This window comes from uncultured Aquimarina sp., from assembly GCF_947492115.1.
GTDB lineage: Bacteria > Bacteroidota > Bacteroidia > Flavobacteriales > Flavobacteriaceae > Aquimarina.
This window is the reverse complement of record NZ_CANLMM010000001.1, coordinates 516,497-541,450: the sequence shown is the minus strand read 5'-3', so window position 1 is coordinate 541,450 and position 24,954 is coordinate 516,497. Positions and strand designations below refer to the sequence as shown.

24 protein-coding genes are annotated in these 24,954 nt (G+C 33.2%); 17 read left to right on the top strand and 7 right to left on the bottom strand.

The window, feature by feature from the left end; all coding sequences use genetic code 11:
- The first annotated feature begins 140 nt into the window (after positions 1-140).
- Positions 141-1,532 carry a dihydrolipoyl dehydrogenase gene (gene lpdA / locus Q1A73_RS02435; RefSeq protein WP_299601164.1) on the top strand — a complete coding sequence of 464 codons (1,392 nt, stop codon included), beginning with the start codon at positions 141-143 and terminating at the stop codon, positions 1,530-1,532.
- Positions 1,533-1,592: 60 nt separating this feature from the next.
- On the opposite strand, the gene Q1A73_RS02430 is transcribed toward lpdA, so the two are convergent.
- From Q1A73_RS02430 to Q1A73_RS02420, 3 genes are read right to left on the bottom strand one after another with little or no spacing between them, the layout of a single operon-like run.
- Positions 1,593-2,318, bottom strand: a complete 726-nt coding sequence (locus tag Q1A73_RS02430) for a diphthine--ammonia ligase (RefSeq protein WP_299601162.1) — start codon at positions 2,316-2,318, stop codon at positions 1,593-1,595.
- Positions 2,319-2,732 carry a type II 3-dehydroquinate dehydratase gene (gene aroQ, locus Q1A73_RS02425; RefSeq protein WP_299601161.1) on the bottom strand — a complete coding sequence of 138 codons (414 nt, stop codon included), beginning with the start codon at positions 2,730-2,732 and terminating at the stop codon, positions 2,319-2,321.
- Positions 2,729-3,367: a porin family protein gene (locus Q1A73_RS02420; RefSeq protein ID WP_299601160.1), complete on the bottom strand. Its 639-nt coding sequence runs from the start codon at positions 3,365-3,367 to the stop codon at positions 2,729-2,731. Before Q1A73_RS02420 ends, aroQ begins: the two co-directional genes overlap by 4 nt.
- A 285-nt stretch (positions 3,368-3,652) precedes the next feature.
- On the opposite strand from Q1A73_RS02420, the gene Q1A73_RS02415 reads away from it, so the two are divergent.
- From Q1A73_RS02415 to Q1A73_RS02395, 5 genes are all read left to right on the top strand, one after another.
- Positions 3,653-4,213 carry a hypothetical protein gene (locus tag Q1A73_RS02415; RefSeq protein ID WP_299601158.1) on the top strand — a complete coding sequence of 187 codons (561 nt, stop codon included), beginning with the start codon at positions 3,653-3,655 and terminating at the stop codon, positions 4,211-4,213.
- A 207-nt stretch (positions 4,214-4,420) separates the two neighbouring features.
- A complete protein-coding gene (locus tag Q1A73_RS02410) occupies positions 4,421-4,954 on the top strand; it encodes a porin (protein WP_299601155.1) in 534 nt (177 codons plus the stop codon).
- A gap of 72 nt (positions 4,955-5,026) precedes the next feature.
- On the top strand, positions 5,027-5,923 hold the full coding sequence (gene xerD, locus Q1A73_RS02405) for a site-specific tyrosine recombinase XerD (RefSeq protein WP_299601153.1): 897 nt from the start codon (positions 5,027-5,029) through the stop codon (positions 5,921-5,923).
- A 1-nt stretch (position 5,924) separates the two neighbouring features.
- Positions 5,925-6,884 carry a hypothetical protein gene (locus Q1A73_RS02400; RefSeq protein WP_299601150.1) on the top strand — a complete coding sequence of 320 codons (960 nt, stop codon included), beginning with the start codon at positions 5,925-5,927 and terminating at the stop codon, positions 6,882-6,884.
- Positions 6,874-7,824, top strand: a complete 951-nt coding sequence (locus Q1A73_RS02395; RefSeq protein ID WP_299601146.1) for a hypothetical protein — start codon at positions 6,874-6,876, stop codon at positions 7,822-7,824. The genes Q1A73_RS02400 and Q1A73_RS02395 overlap by 11 nt, the downstream gene beginning before the upstream one ends.
- A 51-nt stretch (positions 7,825-7,875) precedes the next feature.
- On the opposite strand, the gene Q1A73_RS02390 is transcribed toward Q1A73_RS02395, so the two are convergent.
- Both Q1A73_RS02390 and Q1A73_RS02385 read right to left on the bottom strand, forming a co-directional pair.
- Complete coding sequence (locus tag Q1A73_RS02390; RefSeq protein WP_299601144.1) at positions 7,876-8,745, bottom strand: anti-sigma factor; 870 nt, start codon at positions 8,743-8,745, stop codon at positions 7,876-7,878.
- A 113-nt stretch (positions 8,746-8,858) separates the two neighbouring features.
- Entirely contained in the window at positions 8,859-10,409 is a 1,551-nt protein-coding gene (locus Q1A73_RS02385) for an NAD(P)H-hydrate dehydratase (protein WP_299601142.1), read from the bottom strand.
- A 402-nt stretch (positions 10,410-10,811) separates the two neighbouring features.
- On the opposite strand from Q1A73_RS02385, the gene thrA reads away from it, so the two are divergent.
- The 4 genes from thrA to thrC are packed head-to-tail and all read left to right on the top strand — an operon-like array spanning position 10,812 to position 15,867.
- Positions 10,812-13,256, top strand: coding sequence for a bifunctional aspartate kinase/homoserine dehydrogenase I (gene thrA / locus Q1A73_RS02380; protein ID WP_299601141.1), 2,445 nt, complete (start codon positions 10,812-10,814; stop codon positions 13,254-13,256).
- A 3-nt stretch (positions 13,257-13,259) separates the two neighbouring features.
- A complete protein-coding gene (locus Q1A73_RS02375) occupies positions 13,260-14,195 on the top strand; it encodes a homoserine kinase (protein WP_299601139.1) in 936 nt (311 codons plus the stop codon).
- 1 nt (position 14,196) lies between these two features.
- Positions 14,197-14,562: a RidA family protein gene (locus tag Q1A73_RS02370; protein ID WP_299601137.1), complete on the top strand. Its 366-nt coding sequence runs from the start codon at positions 14,197-14,199 to the stop codon at positions 14,560-14,562.
- 15 nt (positions 14,563-14,577) lie between these two features.
- Positions 14,578-15,867, top strand: a complete 1,290-nt coding sequence (gene thrC / locus Q1A73_RS02365; RefSeq protein ID WP_299601135.1) for a threonine synthase — start codon at positions 14,578-14,580, stop codon at positions 15,865-15,867.
- A 59-nt stretch (positions 15,868-15,926) separates the two neighbouring features.
- On the opposite strand, the gene Q1A73_RS02360 is transcribed toward thrC, so the two are convergent.
- Positions 15,927-16,820 (bottom strand): M28 family peptidase, encoded by an 894-nt coding sequence (locus tag Q1A73_RS02360; RefSeq protein WP_299601133.1) that lies wholly within the window; start codon positions 16,818-16,820, stop codon positions 15,927-15,929.
- Between the two features lie 109 nt (positions 16,821-16,929).
- Here Q1A73_RS02360 and Q1A73_RS02355 point away from each other — a divergent pair, with 109 nt between their 5' ends.
- From Q1A73_RS02355 to Q1A73_RS02330, 6 genes are all read left to right on the top strand, one after another.
- Positions 16,930-17,520 (top strand): hypothetical protein, encoded by a 591-nt coding sequence (locus tag Q1A73_RS02355; protein ID WP_299601131.1) that lies wholly within the window; start codon positions 16,930-16,932, stop codon positions 17,518-17,520.
- Positions 17,521-17,608: 88 nt separating this feature from the next.
- Positions 17,609-18,640 carry a glutathione synthase gene (gshB, locus tag Q1A73_RS02350; protein WP_299601128.1) on the top strand — a complete coding sequence of 344 codons (1,032 nt, stop codon included), beginning with the start codon at positions 17,609-17,611 and terminating at the stop codon, positions 18,638-18,640.
- Positions 18,633-19,469: an N-formylglutamate amidohydrolase gene (locus Q1A73_RS02345; RefSeq protein ID WP_299601125.1), complete on the top strand. Its 837-nt coding sequence runs from the start codon at positions 18,633-18,635 to the stop codon at positions 19,467-19,469. Before gshB ends, Q1A73_RS02345 begins: the two co-directional genes overlap by 8 nt.
- A 51-nt stretch (positions 19,470-19,520) precedes the next feature.
- Positions 19,521-20,678 carry a flavohemoglobin expression-modulating QEGLA motif protein gene (locus tag Q1A73_RS02340; RefSeq protein ID WP_299601122.1) on the top strand — a complete coding sequence of 386 codons (1,158 nt, stop codon included), beginning with the start codon at positions 19,521-19,523 and terminating at the stop codon, positions 20,676-20,678.
- A gap of 81 nt (positions 20,679-20,759) precedes the next feature.
- Positions 20,760-21,689, top strand: coding sequence for a DUF547 domain-containing protein (locus tag Q1A73_RS02335; protein WP_299601120.1), 930 nt, complete (start codon positions 20,760-20,762; stop codon positions 21,687-21,689).
- Between the two features lie 476 nt (positions 21,690-22,165).
- Entirely contained in the window at positions 22,166-22,357 is a 192-nt protein-coding gene (locus tag Q1A73_RS02330) for a cold-shock protein (protein WP_299601118.1), read from the top strand.
- Between the two features lie 123 nt (positions 22,358-22,480).
- Here Q1A73_RS02330 and Q1A73_RS02325 read toward each other — a convergent pair whose 3' ends face one another.
- Entirely contained in the window at positions 22,481-24,070 is a 1,590-nt protein-coding gene (locus Q1A73_RS02325) for an NAD(P)/FAD-dependent oxidoreductase (RefSeq protein ID WP_299601116.1), read from the bottom strand.
- Between the two features lie 305 nt (positions 24,071-24,375).
- On the opposite strand from Q1A73_RS02325, the gene Q1A73_RS02320 reads away from it, so the two are divergent.
- Entirely contained in the window at positions 24,376-24,891 is a 516-nt protein-coding gene (locus tag Q1A73_RS02320; RefSeq protein WP_299601114.1) for a hypothetical protein, read from the top strand.
- The last annotated feature ends 63 nt before the right edge of the window (positions 24,892-24,954 follow it).

The window sequence follows — 24,954 nt, the reverse complement described above, 5'->3', positions numbered from 1 at the left end:
TACCAAAAAATTAACACTATCGTAACGATAGTGTTTTTTTATGATATTTATTGGGTAATTATTATGAAAATGGAATTCCTATTTCCTTTTTAGGTTAATCGAATTATCCGTAAATTCGTGTCTTCAAAAAATTCACATTTATGAGCGCATATGATATTATCGTATTAGGAAGTGGACCTGGTGGTTATGTTACTGCTATTAGAGCTTCTCAATTGGGGTTTAAAACTGCTATTATAGAAAAAGAAAGCCTAGGAGGTGTTTGTTTAAATTGGGGATGTATCCCTACCAAAGCATTATTAAAAAGTGCACAGGTATTTGATTACCTAAAACATGCTTCAGATTATGGCTTAACAGTTGAGAAATTTGATAAAGATTTTGATGCGGTTGTAAAGCGCAGTCGTGGTGTAGCTGAAGGAATGAGCAAAGGTGTTCAGTTCCTCATGAAAAAGAATAAAATAGATGTAATCGAAGGGTTCGGAAAGCTGAAAGCGAGTAATAAAATTACTGTAACTGACAAAGATGGAAAAGCATCTGACTATGAAGCAAAACATATAGTAATTGCTACTGGAGCAAGATCTAGAGAATTACCAAATTTACCACAAGATGGTAAAAAAGTTATAGGATACCGTGATGCTATGACTTTAAAATCTCAGCCTAAGAAAATGATTGTAGTAGGTTCTGGTGCCATAGGTGTTGAATTTGCTCATTTTTACAATGCTATGGGAACAGAAGTAACGATAGTGGAATACCTTCCTACTTTAGTTCCTCTAGAAGATGAAGAGGTTTCTAAACAATTCGAAAGAAGCTTTAAAAAAGCTGGTATAAAAGTAATGACAAATTCAGCAGTAGAAAGTGTTGATACTTCTGGTGATGGAGTAAAAGCTACTGTAAAGACAAAGAAAGGTGAAGAAATTCTTGAAGCTGACGTCGTTTTATCTGCAGTAGGAATTAAAACCAACATAGAAAATATTGGATTAGAAGAACTAGGAATCGCTACAGACAGAGATAAAATCGTAGTAAATGATTGGTATCAAACTAATATTCCTGGTGTATATGCTATTGGTGATGTTGTAGCAGGTCCAGCTTTAGCGCATGTGGCTTCTGCAGAAGGTATTACTTGTGTAGAAAAAATCGCTGGTATGCACGTTGAAGCTATTGATTATGGAAATATTCCTGGTTGTACATATGCTTCACCAGAAATCGCAAGCGTTGGTATGACCGAAAAACAAGCTAAAGAAGCTGGCTATGAATTAAAGATTGGTAAATTCCCATTCTCAGCTTCTGGAAAAGCAAGTGCTGCAGGAACGAAAGATGGTTTTGTAAAAGTAATCTTTGATGCCAAATATGGAGAATGGTTAGGATGTCATATGATTGGTGCTGGTGTTACTGATATGATCGCAGAAGCGGTATTAGGTAGAAAATTAGAAACTACTGGTCATGAAGTACTAAAAGCAATACATCCTCATCCAACAATGAGTGAAGCTGTTATGGAAGCTGTTGCTGATGCTTATGATGAAGTGATTCATTTATAAGACGACTTAATAATACAAAAACAAGCACCTTATCTTTTTCGATAAGGTGTTTTTTATTATTTATACAGGGACTAAATCACAATACCAAAAAGAGGTATCCCAACTTTTACCATCACGATCCGTATAACAATTGTCATCATCATCCGAAGGCTTATAATTTCGTAAGACCTTCTCTCCTATTTCAAAATTGATAGGCTTTTCAAAAATCGGTCCATCAAAAACAAACGTATGAAATTCACCATTTTCGCCACATGGATCTACGTTTTCTGGTAAATCCCTTAAAAAGTCTCGATTCAGTTCTCTTCCACAGAAGGATTCATCCAGATAATTAGCATTTACACAGACCGTAATCGCCCTAAAACCAAGATCTATAAATTCTTCTAACAACACTTTAGTATCTCTCTTCCAAATAGGAAAAACACCTTGTATACCAACAGTTTGTAATTGGTTTTCTCTATATGCTTTTAGATCTTCCAAGAAAATATCTCCAAAACAGCAATGAGTATAACCAGAATTCTTTAGCTTATTGACTTCTGTATGCATAATCTCATCATACAAACTCATAGATACTTCAGCCGGAAATTCAATTTTGTGTAGTGGGATGTTAAGACTTTTAGCTTGTTGTTCCAATAAAGACACTCTTAATCCATGCATAGATACTCGACCGTAGTCCTTATTAACTGTAGTTACCAAAGTAGAAATATCATATTCTTCTTGTTGTAGTATATAATACAATGCCAAAGAAGAATCTTTTCCGCTGCTCCAATTAAAATATGTCTTATGCACTTATAAAAAACTTTGAATAGCTAATACATAGCTTTGTAAGCCGAAACCAAGAATAACACCTTTGGCGTTAGGAGATATATATGATTGATGCCTAAACTCCTCTCTTCCGAAAGTATTAGATATATGAACTTCTACAACTGGCACAGCAACTGCTTTTATAGCATCTCCAATGCCTATAGAAGTATGTGTATATGCACCTGCATTTAAGATTACTCCATCAAAAGTATCATCTGCTTCCTGAATCTTCGTAATCAATTCCCCTTCAATATTAGACTGGTAGTATACTAATTCTATATCCTTAAATTTTTCTTGCAGAGTTCCAAAAAACTCTTCAAAAGATTGATTTCCATATATACCAGGCTCTCGTTTTCCTAACAGATTTAAATTAGGCCCGTTCAAAATTAAAATTCTCATTCGTACGCTTCTCGTATTACTCTTCTATTATTTTTTGTTTTAAATAAATACCCTACAGATAACTGCGCTATAGAATTTCTATTAGTAACATCTATAATTCCTGGATCATTGATATTCGTTAAACCAAGATTATATCGCAATTGAAAAAACAGACCACTTTCCAATTTGTAGCCAGCACCAAAAGCCCAACTAATATCCAGATCTCTAAAAGAATCAAAAAACGGATCATTATCGGCTACATCATCATTTCCTATAGTCGTTAATAAAGAAAACTGTGGCCCCGTTTCTAAACTAATGTTATCAGTGATATAAAATTTAGAAATTATGGGTAAAGAAATATAATTTAAACTTATCGTTTGCTCTACTCCTGCTACATCTGTTTTATATCCTTGTGCAGAATATAACAGTTCTCCCTGAATATAAAACTTACTTGATATAGGATATTCTACTACGGCACCAAGATGTATTCGTACTCTCCCACTTACATCATCCGCATCTCCAAGGATACTACTATAGTTTACACCTCCTTTAAAACCTGCACGAGCATATAATGGATCTTCATCCGAAATCTTTTGAGCACTCACCATTGAAATACTCAAAATTGCAACTACAAAAACAATAATCCTTTTCTTCATATTATTAAAATAGGTTAATACTCAAAAGTAACTTTATTTTTTGTAAACCTATTCAAGTAATTTAAAAACTATAAGAGTAAATGGTTTCAATAATCCAATATTTACAACATTCCTATTCTAAAGTGTGACCAAAGAAAATTAGAGAATGTTAAATATTTATCATGATTATCTGATTATAAACATCTTAAAAATAACAGCAAAAAAATGTCTGAAATTTTCAAAAAAACAGAGTAACAAAACAACCTATAGTGTCACTAATGGGATATAAACAAATAAACAAACAATATGAAAAAAATGATTTTAACTGCTATTGCAGTGTTCACATTAAGCTTTATCAATGCACAGGATAACGAGCAAACTTCTAAGGGGAAATTCCTTGTGGAAGGGAATACCAATTTTGGAGGAATTGAATTTATAGGAATATCTAATGGTAATGCTGCAAATACAGGGTTTTCATTCTATAGTTTTGAAGATGAAGGACCTTCAGGGTTTAATATTGGAGCTGAAGCTGGTTATTTTATTATTGATAATTTAGCGCTAAAACTTGGTCTAGGCTTTGGATCTTTTAAACCAAATAACGACTCTGATAGTAGTACCTCATTTAGCTACAAAATTGGTGCAAAGTATTATATTATAAGTAAAATACCTGTTCAGGTAGATTTTACAGGTGCAAGTATAGAAGATGCTGAAGACAATCCATCATTTATAGGATTACAAGGTGGTTACGCTTTATTTTTAGGAGATCATATAAGTGTTGAGCCTGGTTTGAGATATAATTTATCAACCGATGATGAAATATATTCAAGCTTCTTGCAGTTAAATGTTGGTTTTGCTCTGCACTTTTAATAAAAATCAAATACCAGCAAGTAATAAACCATTTCTGAAATAGGAATGGTTTTTCTTTTTTTGGTCCATCCACATCCATAAAATCTATACATTATTTAAAATCCCCAATTTCAGGGAAACAATTGTTTAAAATCTACCTGAAAACAGTGACTATTTTCTTTTTACACTCTTCTAATTTTGACTTCGAATTTTAAACAAACAATTATCATGAAAAAACTATTATTTACAGTTGTTGCTGTACTTTCGTTTACTTTTATTTACGCTCAAGATGGTGAGCAAACCGCTAAAGGAAAATGGCTTATCGAAGCAAATACAAATTTTGGAGCTGCTCATACAGCCAACACAGGGATTCAATTTACTTCTTTCTCAGATGATGCTGGTTCCATTTTTAACATTGGTCTAGAAGGAGGATATTTTATTATGGATAATCTGGCATTAAAAGCTGGACTTGGGTATGGATCTATAAAAGCTAATTCTGATGCCGATGCTGTAGACAGATTTAGTTATAAAATTGGTGCTAAATATTATATCATTGGATCTATACCAGTACAGGTAGATTATAGTGGTGTAAGTACAGATGCAGATGAAGATCCTTCGTTTTTAGGAGTGCAAGGAGGATATGCTTTCTTTTTAGGAGATAACGTTAGCATAGAACCTGGATTACGATATAATGTAAGTTTAAATGATGATTTCTTTACAGATGCTTTTCAATTAAACATAGGATTCGCGATACATTTATAAAAATCATTACCCCTTAAACCTATTAAACCATCTTGATTAGATCAGGATGGTTTTTCTTTTTATATTAGACCAATGAAATGGAGTCACGCAATAAAAGATTACGAACATTACCTGCGTATAGAAAGAGGACTTTCAGATAACTCTATTATTAACTATAGTTTAGATATTCAGAGACTAATCAAATATTTAGAGTCGCAGGATATTAAGACCGGTCCGCTCTCCATAGAAAAAGAAATACTACAACAATTTATTTATGAAACTGCTAAACTAGTAAATGCTCGTTCTCAGGCACGTCTGATTTCAGGATTAAAAAGTTTCTTTAATTATTTATTATTCGAGGATTATCGTGAAACCAATCCGATGGATCTTATCGAGGCTCCCAAAATAGGAAGAAAGTTACCTGACACACTATCGTTAGAAGAAATTGACCTTATTATTTCCAAAGTAGACTTAAGTAAAGCTGAAGGTGAACGTAACAGAGCTATTATAGAAACTCTTTATGGCTGTGGACTACGTGTTAGTGAGCTGATCAATCTAAAACTATCGGACCTTTTTTTTGAAGAAGGTTTTATTAATGTTACGGGAAAAGGTGACAAACAAAGATTTGTTCCTATTGGAGATATTACCCAGAAATACATCAACATTTATAAAGATGAGATTAGGAATCACCTTAACATTCAATCCGGTCATGAAGACACTTTATTTCTAAATCGTAGAGGAAAACAATTAACAAGAGCTATGATTTTTACGATTGTAAAACGTCTCGTGGAAAAAGCGGGAATTCAGAAGAATATTAGTCCTCATACTTTTAGACATTCATTTGCTACACATCTATTAGAAAATGGAGCCGATTTAAGAGCCATACAGTTAATGCTTGGACATGAGAGCATTACAACAACAGAAATTTATATGCATGTTGATCGAAGCCATTTAAGCGAAGTAATGAACACTTATCACCCAAGAAGATAATATGGTTCTTAATTACTTAAGATACTCGCTGATTTTAACAACTCTCTTAGGTGGCTGTTCCATATATTCTCAAAGACTTAGTGCAGATGGTGGTATTATCCTCAAAGCGGAAATTACTATCGGCAATCAAAACCAATGGTTAAAATTAGGGGCTTCTGGTTTTGGTACACTAAATTATGGTGATATCTCTGTAGAAAGTGGATTATCATTTCTCTCCTATCAATTCCTTAAACGACATACTGTCAAAACCTCTGGATTTGCATATACCTATGAATTCTTTGCATTAGCAGGAATTGGTAAAAACAGTAACCTTCTTGGATCTACAGTTTCGAATGTAAATACCACTATAATTTATAATCCAAAAGGAGAAGGTGGCTTTCAGGGATTAGGTTTTGGATTTAGTAAAGATTATTTACCAGGAAAACTAAAATCTTATGGACTCAGACGAGGTGCATTTTTAATGAGATTTAGCAACGCCAGTCACAATATTCATTTTTCATTTCAAAACGATTTTAGTATTGGATTGTTCAAAGGTTCAGGAACAGACTACGGCGTAACAGGATCTTTAGATATTGGTTTTACAAATATTAGAGATGTCGAAACTGTACAAAAATTTGGTTTTGGTATTGATTTATTTACCGCAAGGCCCAATTATAGTATTGCCCCAAGAAACCCTATTAATTCAGATGATGGAAGAAAAAACGTTTGGTTTACCTTACCTCCTTTCAAAGAATTATTCTATGGCAACTTATATGGCTATGCTACGCATCAAGAGAATGATTATAATGTACATGCTAAAGTGGGAATTAATAGTCAAAAATCAGGAGCTTACATTCAGAACATATTGCACGATGGCTTAGGATTAAACCCAAGATTTCCTTGGCAAGTAGACACTAAAGACAAGATTTTTATCGAAGCCTCTGGAAATGTATTTTTTAAAACCACTACGAATGAGGAATAATATAAGATACATATTCTTGAGTATATTAGTATGTTTATGCACTAGCTGTTCTACGTATACCACATTTTATAGTAAAACTCACAAACAAGTAGCTGGAGAAAACATTTCTAAAATTCATCGATTAGACATAAGCAATCAAAATCTAACCGAACTACCAGCAAATATTGAGCAGATCAAAGATTTACGAATGATTAATCTAAGTAATAATCCAGATTTAGATCTTAACAATACGTTTGAACGTTTATCAGTGCATACTAATCTCGAGGTATTAATCTTAGATAGTTTGGATATTAATATAATTCCAGAGTCTATTTCGCAATTCAAAAATTTAAAACAAATTTCTTTGGCGCGTAACACAGATTTATTAATAGATGTAGCTCTTTCTAGGCTTTCGGAATTACCAATTGAATTTCTAAATCTGGCAAATAACAATCTTACGATGCTTCCAGAAAATATTATAAATCTTACAAGCCTCAAAGACTTAAATTTATCGTATAATAACATAAAAGACCCTAAAACCTATAACTTATTAGGGCAATTACCCAAATTATATTCCCTATGGATTGATCACAACGAATTAGAAACTTTACCTGCTACTATTGGTAATCTCAAGCAAATTCGATTCCTATATATTGATCACAATAATTTAGCCTATATGCCCGATTCGATGATCGATCTGAAAAAATTATGGGTGATACATGCAGGATATAATAAGTTTAAGAAACTTCCAACCGTATTTGCAAAAATGAAAGTATTGTTAATGGTTCATATTAATAATAATGAGATTACAACAATTCCTAAAATCTATGAAACAGAAAAATATCCATTAGCTGGATTACTTTTAGACAACAATGCATTTTCCAAGGAAGAAGTGGAGCGTGCAAAACAGATTTTTAATGGTTTTTTCCTTCTCTCTTTTGAACAAAAAGTATATAAATAAAAAAACTCCCATAATCGGGAGTTTTTCTATATATAATAAGAAACTATATTATTAATTAGGTCTTGTTACTGTTCCAAATGGTCCAGTTCCGTTAGGTCCTAATGTATTTAATGCTGGCGCTAAATCCTGACCTGCAGTACCTGTTAAAGGCTTAAAGAAAAACGGTTCAGCCTGATCATAATCTGGATTTGGCTCAACAGAAATTACCACTTGCTTACCTCTTACATCTCCATCCTGTGGAAATGTTAGTGGTGATGGAGCATTATTAATAAAGTCTTCGCCTGGGAAGTCTGGAGCTGTTTGATTCCCGCTATATGGAGAAGCATCATCTACACCAGATAAACTAGAAAAAGTACCTGTAGAAACAGGAACATTATTAATAACTACCCATCCTTCATATTTCCAACCTTGTTGAAGTGTCGGTAAATTTAAACCAGCAACTGGAGAACCTCCATTAGGATTCATAAACCAGATTCCGTTTTGATCGTTATCCGGGTCAGTATCCGTTGGACTAGCCATTACAAACTCACCAGAAACAGATGTGAAATCACCTATAACATTAGTTACTCTTACTTCTGCAGTAGTCCCATTGAAATTACCACTCAATATTTTGGTATCAGATGGTCCTGGATCGGTATCATTTGGTGGTTCAACAGATAGCACGAAAGAAGTAGCATCTTCTAGTTGACTTGCAATAGCAACAAAATTTTGAGTATTTGCAGTACTAGTAAATTTTCCAGTTGATATTGGATTTCCATCTACTATGATCCATCCTTCATAGGTAGCACCATTAGTTAAGGTTTCCAATCCTACCACTTCCATAGTCAATGTTGCCACTGGTGGTCCGTCGTCACTTGAGCAGGAAACTCCTAATACTCCTAAGGCAATTGCAGCTATTGCCATCATCTTTTTTTTCATCATTTTTTGCTTTTTTAATTTAATTTTTGACAGTATGGATATCATTATTCAAAGTAACTACAAAAAGTCAATAAAATTGTACGTTTTTAACGTTATTTTTTGACGTTAAACTAGGATTATGATGATGTTTGCGATCCCTGAGGTGGAATTTGTTGTGGTTTTTTAAACAATTCTAAATATGCCTTTCCTATATGAGCGACAATATCACTCGCTAACAAACCTTGATATCCAGTACTTTGCACAACCAAGTCTCCCGACATTCCGTGTAAATACACTCCAAATACCGCTGCATGTAGAGGATCATAGCCTTGTGCCAATAATCCTGTAATAATTCCTGTAAGTACATCACCACTACCAGCAGTAGCCATACCGGGATTTCCCGAAGTATTCACATAAATTTGGTCTTGATAAATAATCAGACTATTCGCTCCTTTTACTACAACAATAGCATCATATTTCTTGGAAAATTCTTTTACTCTATTGATTTTATCAAAATCATCTTTCCAATCTCCTATTAATCTCTTTAATTCTCCTGGATGAGGAGTTAGTATTGTTTTAGGTGGTAAGTATTCCAAAAGCTCTTGTTTTTTGGATAATATATTGATCGCATCGGCATCGATAACTAAATTACTTTTATTTTCCTTCAGTAATGCTTCAAAGCCGTTGATAGTTTTCTCTTCGGTTCCTAGACCAATACCAATACCTATAGCTGTTGGTTCAAAATCAATATCTATATTGGATATATAGTCATCTTCTTCGTCAGTAATTAACATAGCTTCGGGAACTGACGTTTGTAAAATCTCGTATCCACACTCTGGAATATATGCAGTAGCCAATCCTGCTCCTATTCGTAGGGAAGATTCGGTAGCTAAAACTACACTTCCCATTTTCCCATAACTACCTCCTATAATAAGACAATGACCATAGTCTCCTTTGTGCGCAAATTTGTGTCTTGGTCGATATAGAGAAAGTACTTCATTTTTTCCAATCAAATCAGCAAAACCAGGTGTCTGAGCAATAAACTCTCTACTTAATCCAATATCAATTACCTCTAAATCCTGAGAATACTGGCCAGTTTCTGGTAGGAAAAAAACAAGTTTTGGCAGTTGAAAAGTAACTGTTGTAGATGCATAAATAACACCTTCCTTATCTTCTGGAGCTTTATCAGCATATAATCCAGACGGCACATCTATGGATAGTGTAAAACTTCTTGCAGCATTAATATGCTTGATTAGATTGATAACCCAAGGAACTATGGGTCTATTTAATCCAATACCAAAAATAGCATCTATGACCATATCTTGTGGACTAATAGTAGGAAAATCTTCCTCAGACTTAATTTGGGTTGGCCATTCAGAAGCTATTTCTTTTAATCTATCATAATTGACCAAAAAGTTTTTAGATCTTTTATCACTAAAATTTACAATATAAGTTTTAACATGATACCCATGTTCTACTAATAATCTAGAAATCACCAATCCATCTCCTCCATTGTTTCCTATTCCACAAAAGACATGAATAGGAATTGGTGCTCCTTGTAGTCTTTGGTGTAATACGTTAAAAATTTGAGTGGATGCTCTCTCCATCAAATCTAAAGAGGTAATGTTTTGGGTCTGGATGGTTATTTCATCTGCTTTTCGCATTTGATCAGCGGAAAATATCTTCACAAGCTTTAATTTTAATTAATTAACTAAAAATATTAGGTACTAACGTAAACAACCTTTTACTATTCTTTTTTAAGAATGCCTTAACGAATCAGGTGATAAATTAGAGTATTAATAAAAGTTTATGATTAGCACCTATTTTATTTTGTTCAAAAGTAAAAAATTATACTTTTGAACTTAAATATAAAGCAAACTAATGTTTAGTACGGTTTCAATCTCGGTTTTACTTTTCGCGTTAGGAACAACAGCGGTGATCGCTTATACTTCATTTTCTCGTACTGCTACGATTATTACCCTTAGGGGTTAATTCATTTATATAACTTTAGAAATCAAGTAGGTAGTTTATTTTACGTAAAGAAACTATCGAAAAAGCTTTATCAATTCATCTTTTATAAATACCATATTATGAACGTTCTAAAATTTGGAGGTTCTTCTGTTGCAAATGCAGCGACTATAGAAAAAGTAATTACAATCATTGAAAAACAATCTGAAAATCAACCTTTATACGTTGTGGTTTCAGCATTGGGAGGTATTACAGATCTTTTAATTCAAGCTGGTAAAGAGGCTTCTTCCAACAATGAAAAATATAAAAATACATTAGCTATCGTAGAAACAAGACATCTGGATGTTATTAAAGAATTAATTCCTGTTGTTTCTCAAAGTGCTATTATCAGTAAAGTAAAATCCGAACTAAATAAACTAGAATCCTTATGCGAAGGTGTATTCTTGTTAAGTGAATTATCCCCAAAAACCGAATCCGTGATCACTAGCTTTGGTGAAATGTTATCATCTTTTATCATTTCGGAAGCTGCTAAGGTAAGAGAACTGGATATTGTTCTAAAAGATTCAAGAGACTATATAATTACTACAGAAGCCTCTAAGGTAACTATCGATTACGAAGAGACAAACTTCAGAATAAAGAGATATGTGCAGGATAATAAACACCAAATTAGTTTATTTCCTGGCTTTGTAGCTAGAACTTCTGATGGAGAACCTACTACTTTGGGAAGAGGTGGTTCAGATTTTACAGCTGCAATTTTGGCTGCAGCCGTACAAGCAGAAAAATTACAAATCTGGACCGATGTTAGTGGAATGTACACCGCAAATCCGAAACTGGTAAAACAAGCGAAACCTGTTGCCCATATTTCATATCAGGAAGCTATGGAGTTATCTCATTTTGGTGCTAAAGTTATTTATCCACCAACTATTCACCCAGTTTTGGATAAGAACATCCCAATTGTAATAAAAAACACTTTTCAACCTGAGGATAAAGGTACCCTGATAACTAGAGAAGTTACAAATAGAGCGAAACCTGTTACGGGAATCAGTCATATTGATGATATTTCTATTATTTCTTTAGAAGGAAGTGGAATGGTCGGAATTCCAGGATTTTCTAAACGTCTATTCGAAGCTTTGTTTTTAGAAAACATCAACGTTATACTTATTACCCAAGCTTCTTCTGAGCATTCTATCTGTCTAGCCGTAGAGTCTGTAGATGCTGAAAGAGCCAAAACTGTACTTGATGCTACTTTCGAATTTGAAATTACCAAGCACAAAGTAGACCCTGTTAAAATTGAAAACGATACAGCAATTGTTGCGCTTGTTGGAGATAATATGTATCATCATCAAGGTTTGAGTGGGAAAATGTTTAGTACTCTTGGAAAAAATAACGTGAATATTCGTGCCATAGCACAAGGTGCATCAGAAAAAAATATATCTGTTGTTATCGGAAAAAAAGATATCAAAAAAGCTCTAAACATCTTACACGAACGCTTCTTTGAAGTAAAAACAAAACAATTAAACCTTTTTATAACAGGAGTTGGAAACGTAGGTAGTAAACTATTATCACAATTAGAACAACAAAAAAGCTACTTAAAAGACAAATTAAGATTAAAAATTAGAGTTGTTGGAATTTCAAACTCCAGGACAATGGTTTTTGATGAACAAGGAATAAAGTTAAGCTCTTGGCGAGAAAAATTAGCAGAAGGAGAAAAAGCCAACTCAGAAAAATTCTTTGAAACTGCGAAGGAAATGAACATTCGTAATTCCATTTTTGTAGATAACACCGCCAACCCAGATATCGCAAAAGTTTATAAACATTATCTAGCTGAAAGTATGGCTGTGGTAACCTGCAATAAAATTGCTTGCGCCGATGAATATGTGAATTATGCTGAATTGAAAGAATTATCACGAAAATTTAGTGCTTCTTTCCTATATGAAACTAATGTTGGTGCTGGTTTACCGATTATCGACACACTAAACAATCTAATTGCTTCTGGTGATCATGTACATAAAATCCAAGCAGTTTTATCAGGTAGTCTTAATTTTGTTTTTAACAATTACAAAGAAGGAACTAACTTTTATGACATTGTAAAACAAGCACAACAAGAAGGATACACAGAACCAGATCCTAAAATTGACCTTAGCGGTGTAGATGTGGCCAGAAAAATCTTGATTCTAGCACGTGAAAGTGGACAAATAATGGAGCTTGAGGACATTGAAAAAGAAGCATTTTTACCAAAAGAAAGCCTAGAAACAGCTTCGGTAGAGGATTTCTTCGAAACATTAAAAACAAACGAAGAACATTTCGCAAAAATTCTTGATGACGCTAATCAAAAGGATTGTAGGCTAAAATATGTTGCCCAATATGAAGATGGGAAAGCAAAAGTAGGACTGCAACACATTCCAGCAGATCATCCATTTTATAATTTAGAAGGAAGTGATAATATTGTTCTTTTCTACACAGATCGTTATCCAGTGCAACCCCTCATTGTTAAAGGTGCAGGTGCAGGTGCAGAAGTTACTGCTTCTGGTATATTTGCCGATATAATTAGAATTGGTAAAAAGTAAACTATGCAATCACAAACAAAACGTATAAAAGTATTTGCACCAGCGACAGTAGCTAATTTGTCCTGTGGTTTTGATGTTCTGGGTTGTTGTTTAGATACAGTTGGTGATGAAATGATTGTATCATTATCCTCCGAACCAGGTGTTAGAATCACTAAAATAGAAGGTGCTGATTTACCTTTAGAAACCGATAAAAATGTAGCTGGTGTTGCTGTGAAAGCATTACTTGAAACGTATGAAAAGAATATTGGTGTTGATATAGAAATATACAAAAACATCAAAGCAGGAAGTGGTATCGGAAGTAGTGCTGCTAGTAGTGCTGGTGCTGTTTGGGCTGTTAATTATCTTCTCGATAATCCATTTTCTCCTCACAAATTAGTGGAATTTGCGATGGAAGGAGAAAAATTAGCAAGTGGTAATGCTCATGCTGATAACGTTGCTCCTGCTCTTTTAGGAGGATTTACATTAGTAAGAAGTTACGATCCATTAGATGTTATAAAACTTCATACACCCAAAGATTTAGTAATGACCGTAATACATCCACAAATAGAAGTAAAAACTTCGGATGCCAGATCTGTCATCAAGCAAAAAGTAACACTAAAGCAAGCTATTCATCAATGGGGTAACGTAGGAGGACTAGTTTCTGGATTATTTACCGAAGATTACGATTTAATTGGACGTAGTTTGGAAGACGTAATTATAGAGCCTATGCGCTCTATCCTGATTCCAGAATTTAACAACGTAAAAAATGCTGCAATTCAGAATGGCGCACTAGGATGCGGTATTTCTGGATCTGGACCATCAATATTTGCTTTAAGCAAAGGAATGGATACCGCAAAAAAAGTAGCTGATGCCATCAGAGAGGTATATGCAACGACAGGATTGGATTTTGATATTCATATATCCAAAATAAATAGTGCCGGAATTAAAATATTAGAGTAAAATGCAAGAAGTAAAAAAAATAGCAACTGGATCTCCATGGGAAGATATTGTAGGATATTCCAGAGCGATTAAAATAGGAAACATCATTGAAGTTTCAGGAACTACTGCTCCAGGTGCAAATGAATACGAACAAACAGTCGCTATTATCGAGGCTGTAAAAAAAGTGTTGTCTCAGTTAGACGCTGATTTGTCTAATGTAATAAGAACCAGAATCTATTGTACTGATATTACCAAATGGGAAGATATCGGAAAAGCACATGGAGAATATTTTGGAGATATAAAACCGGTTACTGCCATGGTGGAAGTATCAAAATTAATCGACCCTAATATTTTGGTAGAGATAGAGTTTTCTGCTTTACTTAATTAAATAAATAGCATATTCATGCAGTATTATAGTTTACATCATAACGCCCCAAAAGTTTCTTTTTCTGAGGCTGTTATAAAAGGATTAGCTCCTGATAAAGGATTATATTTTCCAGAAATCATTACTCCTCTACCCGATTCCTTTTTTAAAAATATTGAGAACCTAGATGAAGTGGAAATAGGGTATCAAACTATCAAACAATTTGTTGGGGATGAAATTCCTGAAACTGAACTAAGAGAGATTCTAAAAGATGTTCTAAGTTTTGAATTTCCAGTGGTTGATATTTCTGAAAACATCGGTACATTGGAGCTTTTTCATGGTCCTACAATGGCTTTTAAAGATGTTGGAGCACGGTTTATGGCCAGATGCTTGGGATATTTTAATAAGAATAATGAAAATAAAGTTACTGTTTTAGTAGCTACATCTGGTGATACTGGTGGTGCTGTAGCACAAGGGTTTTTAGGTGTAAAAGGTGTTGACGTTGTTATTCTCTATCCATCAGGAAAAGTTAGTGACATACAAGAAAGACAATTAACTACACTAGGTCAAAATATAACCGCACTAGAAGTCGATGGTGTTTTTGATGATTGTCAGGATATGGTTAAAAAAGCTTTTCTGGATACCAGTATTACGGATCATATGCAATTGACTTCAGCTAACTCTATTAATATAGCAAGGTGGTTACCGCAATTATTTTATTTCGTTTTTGCTTACAAACAATTAAAATCCAAAGGTAAAGATATTGTGTTTTCTGTACCTAGTGGTAATTTTGGAAACATCTGTGCTGGTATTGTAGCAAGTAAATTAGGCCTTCCTGTGAAACATTTTGTTGCATCTACAAATGTAAATGATACTGTTGTGCGCTATATGGATACAGAGAAATACGAGCCTACTGCCTCTAAAGCTACAATCTCCAATGCCATGGACGTGGGAAATCCAAGTAATTTCATTAGGATACAACAATTATTCAATAATAATTTCAACTCGCTTAAAAATGATTTTTCTGCTTATAGCTTTGATGATTCCTTAACCAAGGAAGCCATGAAAGAAATCTATAAAAAGTCTAATTATATAGCAGATCCTCATGGAGCTGTTGGTTATTTAGGGCTTAAATCCTATGGCCTTAATGAGAATGAATATGGTATTTTTCTAGAAACCGCGCATCCTGTTAAGTTTTTAGACATTGTAGAAAACACATTAGATCTCAATGTTGAGATACCAAAACAAATCCAAAAAGTACTGAATAAAGAAAAAGTAAGTATTAAAACGAATGATTATAGTAAACTAAAAGAGTTCCTTCTTAGCTAAGGAACTCTTCTGTATATTATGAAATTATTCGGTTCTTTAAATTTCGTGCACTAAAAATATTAGTAGATTTTTTTAGCAAACGATTTCATCACTTTGTACACAATGTACGATGTTGATGCTAAATATTTAAAGTTTACTGTAGTGTACTTATCCTCTGCCTGACGAACATAAGGAGAATTATCACCATTCATTAACTCTGCAGTAATTGTAATCGTTTCATACCCTAACTTAGAAAAAATCTTTGATTCCGGTGTAGATACTCTTCTTTTAAAAACAGGTACTCCCGATTCCAATCTGTATGCAGATTCTAAACTGATATTAGAGGACAATAATTCTATTGCTCTATCTTCGTCATTATCCCATCCTACATAATCGGCTCGGTGCATAGAGGTTACATTATACTTGTCTTCTTTTAGTTTCTTCACAAACATTCTGCAACCAATCATATTTGTTTCTTGCTGGTCGAAGAATACGACGATAAAATTAACCTTTCTTTCTTCCAATTTAGCAATCTCTCTAGCTACATATAAGGCAAGAGCAACTCCAGTAGCATTATGAACAGCTCCAGGACTTCCTTTTGCGGTATCATAATGCGCGGTTAGTACGACATACTCGTCACTACCATTGGTAGCTGGAATTTCTGTATATATATTAGTGCCATTATATGAATTACCTTTCTTATCCTGTACATTATAAGCATTCTTTAAAGGTTTTAATCCAATACCTTTAAGGTAATCAGACAAATAATCAGCTGTAATTCGTCTCTCAGATGGGGTAGCTCGACTAGAAAGTTTCTTTTTTCCTTTTATCGGTTCATGTCCTGTTAATTTCCCTACAATATCTTTCTGAACATTAATAATTGCAGCTTCTTCCTGATCTGTTAGGGCTTGTGCCATAGAAATTTGTGCACAAAAAATAAATAATAGTAATATTTTAAACGTATATAACTTCATTTTTTGTTTTTTGTATTCTTAATTTTTTCCTTCCTTTTAACAAATTTATAAAAATCAATAAATATTTTTACAATTAGTATTTTTATTCCCTAAAATAATTGTTTTTAATATGACTTTTTCAAAAATCATACCATTTTTTATACTATTATTGTTTGTAATCATCGGATGTACAGACAGTAATACCCCTTCTAACCCACTTATGGCGCCTGATAACTGGAGAAAGGAAACAATAGAATTTCCGTTATCGTTTGCACCTTCACTTACTTATAAAGGTACTGAATATGTGCGATTTGCACCAGGCTGGGGGAAAAAAGATGCAGAGGATTACTTTACATATGCATTTTTGTGGTATTTAGATGAAGTTCCAACGCTATCCAGTAAGATTTTGGAATCTGAATTAGAAACATATTTTAATGGTTTAATGGGAGTGGTTTCTGGATCCGAAGACGCAACTACTTCTTCAATTCCAACATCTAAAGCTTTTTTCGAAAAACTCGATGAAACATCGTATGCGGGTAAAGTAATAACATATGATGCTTTTACAACAAAAAAAGAAGTTACTCTAAATGTTGTAGCAAAATATTCAGCTTGTCCTGAACTGGAGAAACATCTGGTATTATTTAAATTTTCTCCTAAAAAAGTAGATCATCCTGTTTGGTCTAAATTAGAAAACATCCAAATAGACTTAGATTGTAAATAATACGGAGATCTTTTATAAAATTATACGTCTTTTTAAATCATCTAAGCATAAATTTTACTATTTTTCTTTTCTAAAATTTTTATAACTCATGAACGTTTGTTTTCTAATGTATCCTTGGGAGGAAATTAACCCTGAAAAGGATACCAGTCTTACGTTAATTCACGAATTCGCAAAGCGAAAACATGGGGTAGCTATGGCTACGCCTTCTAATTTAACCATCAGAGATAGTGTAACATATTCTTTTTGTAAAGTATTAAATAGACAAGAAAAGATATCATCCTCAATGAAGTCTTTTTACACCAAAGCTACCTTTAGAGATGAAATGCTGCCTTTGGCGGGCTTTGATGTTATTATTTTGAGAAGTAACCCTCCTCTAGATATGATTATGCTTAATTTTTTGGATTCCATTAAGGATGATGTCTTTATCATGAACGATATTGATGGTATCAGAAGATCTAATAACAAGCTCTATACAGCGGCTTTTGATGATATAGATACTCATTTTATTCCAAAAACTCATGTTACAAAAAATAAGGATTACTTAATTAAGATGATCAAGGAATCCCCAAACGATAAAATGATTCTTAAACCTCTTAATGGTTTTGGTGGTTCGGGTGTGATCTTAATAGAAAAAAGAGCCATGAGTAGTATTCGGTCCTTGCTAGATTTTTATATTGATAACAAGGATGGTACGACAAATTATGTAATTCTACAGGACTATATTGAAGGAGCAGATCAAGGCGATGTTAGAATATTAATTCTCAATGGAAAACCTATTGGTGCTATGAGAAGAGTGCCTGCAGAAGACGATCATCGATCTAATGTTACCGCTGGTGGGTCTGTTGTAAAACATTCACTAACCAAACAGGAAAAAGAATTATGTAGACTCATAGGGCCGAAACTGGTAAAAGACGGTTTGTACTTTGTTGGTATCGATGTAATTAACGGAATGCTGGTAGAAGTTAATGTAATGAGTCCAGGCGGTATTACTTATATCAATAAAAAATATAAGGTTAGATTACAGGAAAAAGTCGTTGATTTTATTGAAGATAAGGTCGTACAACGAGTAAATCGATTTGATAGAAAAGCCAAACTAAGAAAAACTGTTGATGATGCTTAGATTGTCTGTCTCAGAGATCATTTCTAGAATAAAAGCGGAAGAACCTTTTCATGCAGTAACAGAAGATTATTCTTTTACGATAAAAATAGATTCTTACGCCTATTATATCTGTGCTGCAGTTCATGATGGACATCAATTTAGAAAAGAACTTTGGGAGAATTGTATTCATACAGAATATGAACGTTGGTATGAAGAAGATCCTGCTACAAAGCAAATGATAGCAACTCATCCGATTGTTATAGCTGGATGTGATTCTAGATTTGAGTATGATTTAAATAGAGATCCCGAAAATGCTATTTATGAAGACGCTTGGGGTAAACAACTATGGAAAGAGCCATTATCCATAAAAGAAAAAGATATTTCTTTACGAAAACATCAAAATTTCTATTCAGTAGTACACGAACTTGTTCATAAAATTGAGTCAAAATATGGTGCTGCTATAGTGTATGATATGCACTCTTACAATTGGAAACGTTGGGATCGCGAAGTTCCTATTGTAAATTTAGGAACTAAAAATATTGATAACGAGCGTTTTGGTTCATTTGCCTCTTCTTGGTGTAATAGTCTATCAAATATTAAATTACCTTACCATACCCAAACTACTGCAGCGATAAATGATACTTTCCAGGGAAATGGTTACTTCCTGAAATATATCACTCATCATTTCAATAACACCTTAGTATTAGCGACAGAATTTTCTAAAATTTATTGTGATGAAATAGCATATGTACTATATCCAGAAGTAGTACAATCTATTGAAAAAGAACTCCAAGTAAGGATTCCGGAGCACGCCGCCTCATTTTATAAAAGCTTTATTGACCTAAAGTAGTGTATCTCACAACTTAATCTATTATTTTTGCATTCTAGTTAAAAACAAGATATGATAGGAGATGTTGTCGACACCTATACAGATTTATTCAAAATTGATCAAAATCTGGATCGATTAGTAAAGAATATTGAACTTCTTAACTACCTTAATCCTTTAAATATAGAGCAAGAAAAGAAAAGTTTTTTTGCTTGTAAATACCGCTTTAATCCTAGCTTTAACTATCGGAAAATAAAATTTGATCCATATCGATTGCAAAGATTATTTTTTAGTCAACGACTAGAGAGAATTGAAGACGATGAAATTCGTAAACTTTTTCAGGATATTATTTATGAATATTCTGGATTGATTCAGTGTATAGAGACGATAGGTAGCGGAAAAAACTTCTATTATAATTCGTTAAAGGTATTTGGTACTCCTAAAGAACGTGATGTAGAAAACGCAAGATTTATTCTTCATTTTGAAGATGAAGATCCAGATGAATCCATGCAAAAAAAGCATTCTGCCACTGATGCAGAGAAATACTTCAGAAAGTTCTCAGAAAGATATGATTTTGACTTTACTATTAAAAAGTCTACAAACATCTCTGCCTCTGCTATGGTATTAAATGCATCGGAAACCCTATTATTAAAGAAAAACTACCAGTTTAGTGATAATGAACTTCAGGTACTAGCCAATCACGAAATTGGTGTTCATATGGTAACTACGTTTAACGGTAAAAGTCAACCGTTAAAAATATTTTCTAACGGTTTTGTAAATAATACAGAAACACAAGAAGGATTGGCTGTTTTTAGCGAATATATGTCTGGATGTCTTACACTAAAGCGTATGAAAGAATTAGCCTATCGTGTAATCGCAGCAGATAGTTTAATCAAAGGATATGACTTTAAAGATACATTTGATTTACTTTATAGTCAATACAAATTAGATCGTGAAGCGGCATGGCAAATCACATTACGAGCTCATAGGGGTGGTGGATTTACCAAAGACTACTTATACCTCACGGGACTTAAAAAGATATACGATTATTATCATAATAATGAAGACATCAGTCTTCTATTAACGGGTAAAGTAACCTTAGAAAACAAACAACATATCAGCAAGTTACAAGATTTAGGATTAGCAAACAGAGGTACGCATATTACCGATTCCTTTGCCAAAAATCTAAATACTAATAAAAAGCTGGATTTTATACTGAGCAACTTAAAATAAATTATACAGTAGATTTGAGGAATGGTTTTTTGTAAGTACTAAGAATAACTACTATCTTACAGATACCTAAAATCTCATTCTATGAAAATTGCCTTTCAATTTGCTATAGCCTGTATTCTTTTTGGATGTATTTCTTCTAATAAAGAGCCACAAATAATTTCTAATAAAGTCGCTGATACTTCTAAATTAGATCAAACAAAAGAATCGATTGAAAGTCCTATTGCTGATACTTTAGTAGTCTTAAAAGATACTATTAACGAAAAGATTACAGATACAATTCTAAAAGAGACTCCTGCAAAAGCTGAAGCTATAAAAACCGAAGTAAAGAAAACTAGCAAAAAGAAAGAGAACAAAGTTATAAAAGTTAGACCAGATCATAGCATTTGGGATCAACTTACAAAAAAGTATGTATCCTCCTCTGGAAAAGTAAATTATAGAGGATTTAAATCTAATATTTCTAAAATTGAAGAATACTTAACGCATCTTCAAAAAACCTATCCCAAAAAAGACTGGACTAAAAATGAAAAGCTAGCTTATTGGTTTAATCTCTATAACGCTTCAACCATTCAGTTGGTAGCAAGTTCTTATCCTGTAAAAAGTATCAAAAATATCAACTCAGGGAAACCGTGGGATAAAAAATTTATTAAATCTGGTAGTAAGGTATATTCTTTAAACCAAATAGAAAATACCATCGTACGTCCTAATTTTAATGAACCTAGATTGCATGTAGCTTTTAACTGTGCCGCAGTTTCTTGTCCCAAATTATTAAAAGGAGCCTTTTTCCCTTCTAAGCTAAATTATCAATTAGAAACACTTTCTAGAAGCTGGATTAATGATACTTCTAAAAACAAAATTGGATCAGATAAGATAGTGATTAGTAAAATATTCGAATGGTATGCTGTAGATTTTAAGAAAGGTGTCATACCATTTATCAATCGTTATGCTATTACAAAGGCTAATGAATCTGCGAATATTCAATATTTAGAATACAATTGGAAATTAAATGATTAGCTGATACTAAAAAATAGAATTTCAGTTTATTTAATCTCAAACCACTCTTTAGTTACTGGCAGCGGAATAATACCATAGAAATCTTTCCACATACCTCTCTTAATAGATTTTACGGCCTATGAACGCATGAAAGAAAATCGTCATTTTTTATGTCTTATATATCAATTTACTTATATTGAAAGTGCATTAAAGATGATGAAAAAATATGATTTTTAATTATTTACCAAATAAATATGTACATGTAGAATTTAAAAGTATATCTTTGCATTGTTCTAGAAAGAACACCTTTTTAATTTTAAGGTATTTATTTGGTAATTAGTTAAAGAGTTTTCTCTTCTTTCCTTTTTTATTTTTCTTTACTTTATTTTTTTTAAGTTTTATTTAATTTTTAATTGAGTTGATATATAGCTCGTTAAAAATCATTTTATCTCTTTCCTTGAACAAAATATATATTTAATAATTTAAAATTTAATAAGATGCAAGAAGGCATAGTAAAATTTTTTAATGACTCAAAAGGGTTTGGGTTTATCAAGTCAAATGAATCGGGAGAAGACGTTTTTGTACACTCTACAGGTTTAATCGATACTATTAGAGAAAATGATAAAGTTCAATTTACTACGGAACAAGGAAAAAAAGGACTAAACGCAGTTAATGTGGAAGTTATTTAATTTCTAGTCACATAATTTATTCTAAAAGAGATTATTGTTGATAATAATCTCTTTTTTTTATCCTTTATCTCAGCCAAAGTAAAAGAACAAAGCGTCTAATACTAAGATGTCACATATTCGCTATTAATTCACAAAAATCTTCTTTTTAAAATTAATCCCTGTAGCGGCAGATGCAGTGATCACCCCAGAAAACAAGGCTCCTCCTACTCCAGCGGTCACGATATCTTGTCCTGTAAGATACAATCCTTTAATTGGTGTTCTGGGCTGTAAGAACTTTTGTCTAAAACGCGCGGGAGTATGGTCAATACCATAAATTTCACCTTTCTCATAGTTAACAAAATGCGCTGTACTTAGTGGCGTAGAAAGTTCGTAATGATCTACTTTTCCTTCTAAATGCGGTAATTGCTTAAAAAGTGCTTTCATTAATCGTTGCGAAATATTTTCTTTCCAAGCTTCATAATCCTCTCCTCTTTTCATCCATTTGGTACCTTTCCATTTAGACACAGCTTCATAAGGTACTAAGGTGATGATGTCTATTGTACTCCGATTTGGATATCGGTTTGACCAATCAGGATCTTTCGCAGATGGAAAAGACACATACACTACTGGAAAATCTTCATTTTGATCTTCTAGATAACGAGCTACACAAGTATCATGATCTACATCTTCTGGGTAAATCCAAAAATTGGTTTTCGGTAATTGTAAATCCTCTGGACTACTCTTAAATCCCATATACAAACAAGCATGTGATACCGATGGAGTTACTTTTTGTAAGCTTTCCATCAAATTATGTGTACGAGTAACTGAATCTGGAAGTAATTTCCCAAAGGTATTGAATACTCCTGTTCCACTGATGATTATATTGGCATAAAACTCTTTACCATCGATCATTTTCACCCCTTTAGCCTCGTTATTTTCTACAATTACTTGATCTACTTCAGCATTTGTCAAAATTGTACCGGAAGATGCTTCAATAACAGGATCAATGGTTTCTACAATTTTTGAAGATCCACCTATAGGAAAATTTCCGCCTCCAAAATAATGTCTGGCCACAGAAGCGTGCATTGCAAAACTACTTTGTTTAGGAGGTAACCCATAATCACCATATTGTGCTGTTAATACTTTTATCAGCTCTTGATTATTCGTTAATTTACTAAGCACTTCATAAGTAGTCTGATCAGAAAACTTGAGATAAGGCCTTTTTAAAAAACCTCCTATCAAGAATCTTAAGAATCCTGGTAATGCTTTTTCTTTATAAAAAGCTCCCATTACCTTATTTGCTTTAAACACCAGATCTATATAACAGTCTATAGCATTTTCTTCTTCTGGAAAATAGGATACTATTTTGTTTCTAAAATTTTCCACTCCTTTTACGAAATCATATGATGATTCTCCTATGATAATTCGATCATAGACCTCTCCCATGTCTGCCCATTGGAGCTGATGATTAGAAACATAATCAAACAACTTCCTAATTGGACTTTTTTCCTGTTGAACTCCTCCTATATAATGAATACCTACATCCCATTCATACCCTTTTCGTTTAAATATATGTGTAAAACCGCCTGCGGTATAATGCTTCTCTAGAATTAGAACTTTCTTCCCTTCTTTTGCTAAAATCGCTCCAACGGTAAGACTTCCCATTCCCGACCCTATAATAATAGCATCATATTTTTCTTCTAATACTGGACGTTGTTTATAGGATTGTATCATAAATTGAGTAAAGTTGAAAGTTCTTTATCAAATCTAAGAAGATTCTAGAGATCTTTACTTTCAAATTCAAAATTCATTATTTCAAAGCCTTTTTGGGTACTCTAAAGGTATAGTATTTACAAAACAACCGCATTTATAGGTTGTGCCAATGCATATGTTACAGCTACTTTAATTAGATATTATAAAAAGTTGAAATTTCCCCTTAATATAAATCAAAATATTCACGTTTTCTTAAAAGTTAACTACACTAATTTCCGATGCTCTTTGGTTACTTTTATTCAACTTTTAACCTTAAAATCATAACAATGAAATCAACTTTCAAATCCCTATTTGGGGCATTATTCGTATCCTTATGTATCGTTTCATGTAGCGATGATACTGATTTTAACCAATCAAACGAATCTATTGACAGAACTGCTGCTTTTGACCTTGTTGGTACTGAACAGCAAAGAACAGCTACTACCGAAGAATTAAATCAAATACCACAAATTCTTGAAAAAGCTAACTGCACATTAAGTGGTGACGAAGGATGCTCTGATAACGCTTCCTCTGAGTTCGAAAGATATGTACGTGAGTGTACTACGTATACCAGAAACTGGCCTCCATCTAATGTGGTTAATACTTACTACAGAAGTATGGTATACTATGTAGATGGAGATAGCGATATTAACTTAGATCACTACCAAGATGATTTACAGGCTCATGTTACTCAGATCGTTGGATCTGGAGGAGCGGCATTTGTAGATGCGGATATCATCTACTGGGAATGCAATGAAAGACAAAACAATTCTTGTGTAATTAAGTACTCTGTTTTTAGATAATCATACTTATAAAAACACAAAAGAGGCTGTCTGCAAGGTGTTAAAACTTGTATTTGTCAGTCT

Excerpts from the sequence above, each read along its gene's own strand:
- lpdA (WP_299601164.1), top strand. The coding sequence starts at position 141 with ATGAGCGCATATGATATTATCGTATTAGGAAGTGGACCTGGTGGTTAT.
- aroQ (WP_299601161.1), bottom strand. The coding sequence starts at position 2,732 with ATGAGAATTTTAATTTTGAACGGGCCTAATTTAAATCTGTTAGGAAAA.
- Q1A73_RS02420 (WP_299601160.1), bottom strand. The coding sequence starts at position 3,367 with ATGAAGAAAAGGATTATTGTTTTTGTAGTTGCAATTTTGAGTATTTCA.
- Q1A73_RS02415 (WP_299601158.1), top strand. The coding sequence starts at position 3,653 with ATGAAAAAAATGATTTTAACTGCTATTGCAGTGTTCACATTAAGCTTT.
- Q1A73_RS02410 (WP_299601155.1), top strand. The coding sequence starts at position 4,421 with ATGAAAAAACTATTATTTACAGTTGTTGCTGTACTTTCGTTTACTTTT.
- xerD (WP_299601153.1), top strand. The coding sequence starts at position 5,027 with ATGAAATGGAGTCACGCAATAAAAGATTACGAACATTACCTGCGTATA.
- Q1A73_RS02400 (WP_299601150.1), top strand. The coding sequence starts at position 5,925 with ATGGTTCTTAATTACTTAAGATACTCGCTGATTTTAACAACTCTCTTA.
- Q1A73_RS02395 (WP_299601146.1), top strand. The coding sequence starts at position 6,874 with ATGAGGAATAATATAAGATACATATTCTTGAGTATATTAGTATGTTTA.
- Q1A73_RS02390 (WP_299601144.1), bottom strand. The coding sequence starts at position 8,745 with ATGATGAAAAAAAAGATGATGGCAATAGCTGCAATTGCCTTAGGAGTA.
- thrA (WP_299601141.1), top strand. The coding sequence starts at position 10,812 with ATGAACGTTCTAAAATTTGGAGGTTCTTCTGTTGCAAATGCAGCGACT.
- Q1A73_RS02375 (WP_299601139.1), top strand. The coding sequence starts at position 13,260 with ATGCAATCACAAACAAAACGTATAAAAGTATTTGCACCAGCGACAGTA.
- Q1A73_RS02370 (WP_299601137.1), top strand. The coding sequence starts at position 14,197 with ATGCAAGAAGTAAAAAAAATAGCAACTGGATCTCCATGGGAAGATATT.
- thrC (WP_299601135.1), top strand. The coding sequence starts at position 14,578 with ATGCAGTATTATAGTTTACATCATAACGCCCCAAAAGTTTCTTTTTCT.
- Q1A73_RS02360 (WP_299601133.1), bottom strand. The coding sequence starts at position 16,820 with ATGAAGTTATATACGTTTAAAATATTACTATTATTTATTTTTTGTGCA.
- Q1A73_RS02355 (WP_299601131.1), top strand. The coding sequence starts at position 16,930 with ATGACTTTTTCAAAAATCATACCATTTTTTATACTATTATTGTTTGTA.
- gshB (WP_299601128.1), top strand. The coding sequence starts at position 17,609 with ATGAACGTTTGTTTTCTAATGTATCCTTGGGAGGAAATTAACCCTGAA.
- Q1A73_RS02345 (WP_299601125.1), top strand. The coding sequence starts at position 18,633 with ATGCTTAGATTGTCTGTCTCAGAGATCATTTCTAGAATAAAAGCGGAA.
- Q1A73_RS02340 (WP_299601122.1), top strand. The coding sequence starts at position 19,521 with ATGATAGGAGATGTTGTCGACACCTATACAGATTTATTCAAAATTGAT.
- Q1A73_RS02335 (WP_299601120.1), top strand. The coding sequence starts at position 20,760 with ATGAAAATTGCCTTTCAATTTGCTATAGCCTGTATTCTTTTTGGATGT.
- Q1A73_RS02330 (WP_299601118.1), top strand. The coding sequence starts at position 22,166 with ATGCAAGAAGGCATAGTAAAATTTTTTAATGACTCAAAAGGGTTTGGG.
- Q1A73_RS02325 (WP_299601116.1), bottom strand. The coding sequence starts at position 24,070 with ATGATACAATCCTATAAACAACGTCCAGTATTAGAAGAAAAATATGAT.
- Q1A73_RS02320 (WP_299601114.1), top strand. The coding sequence starts at position 24,376 with ATGAAATCAACTTTCAAATCCCTATTTGGGGCATTATTCGTATCCTTA.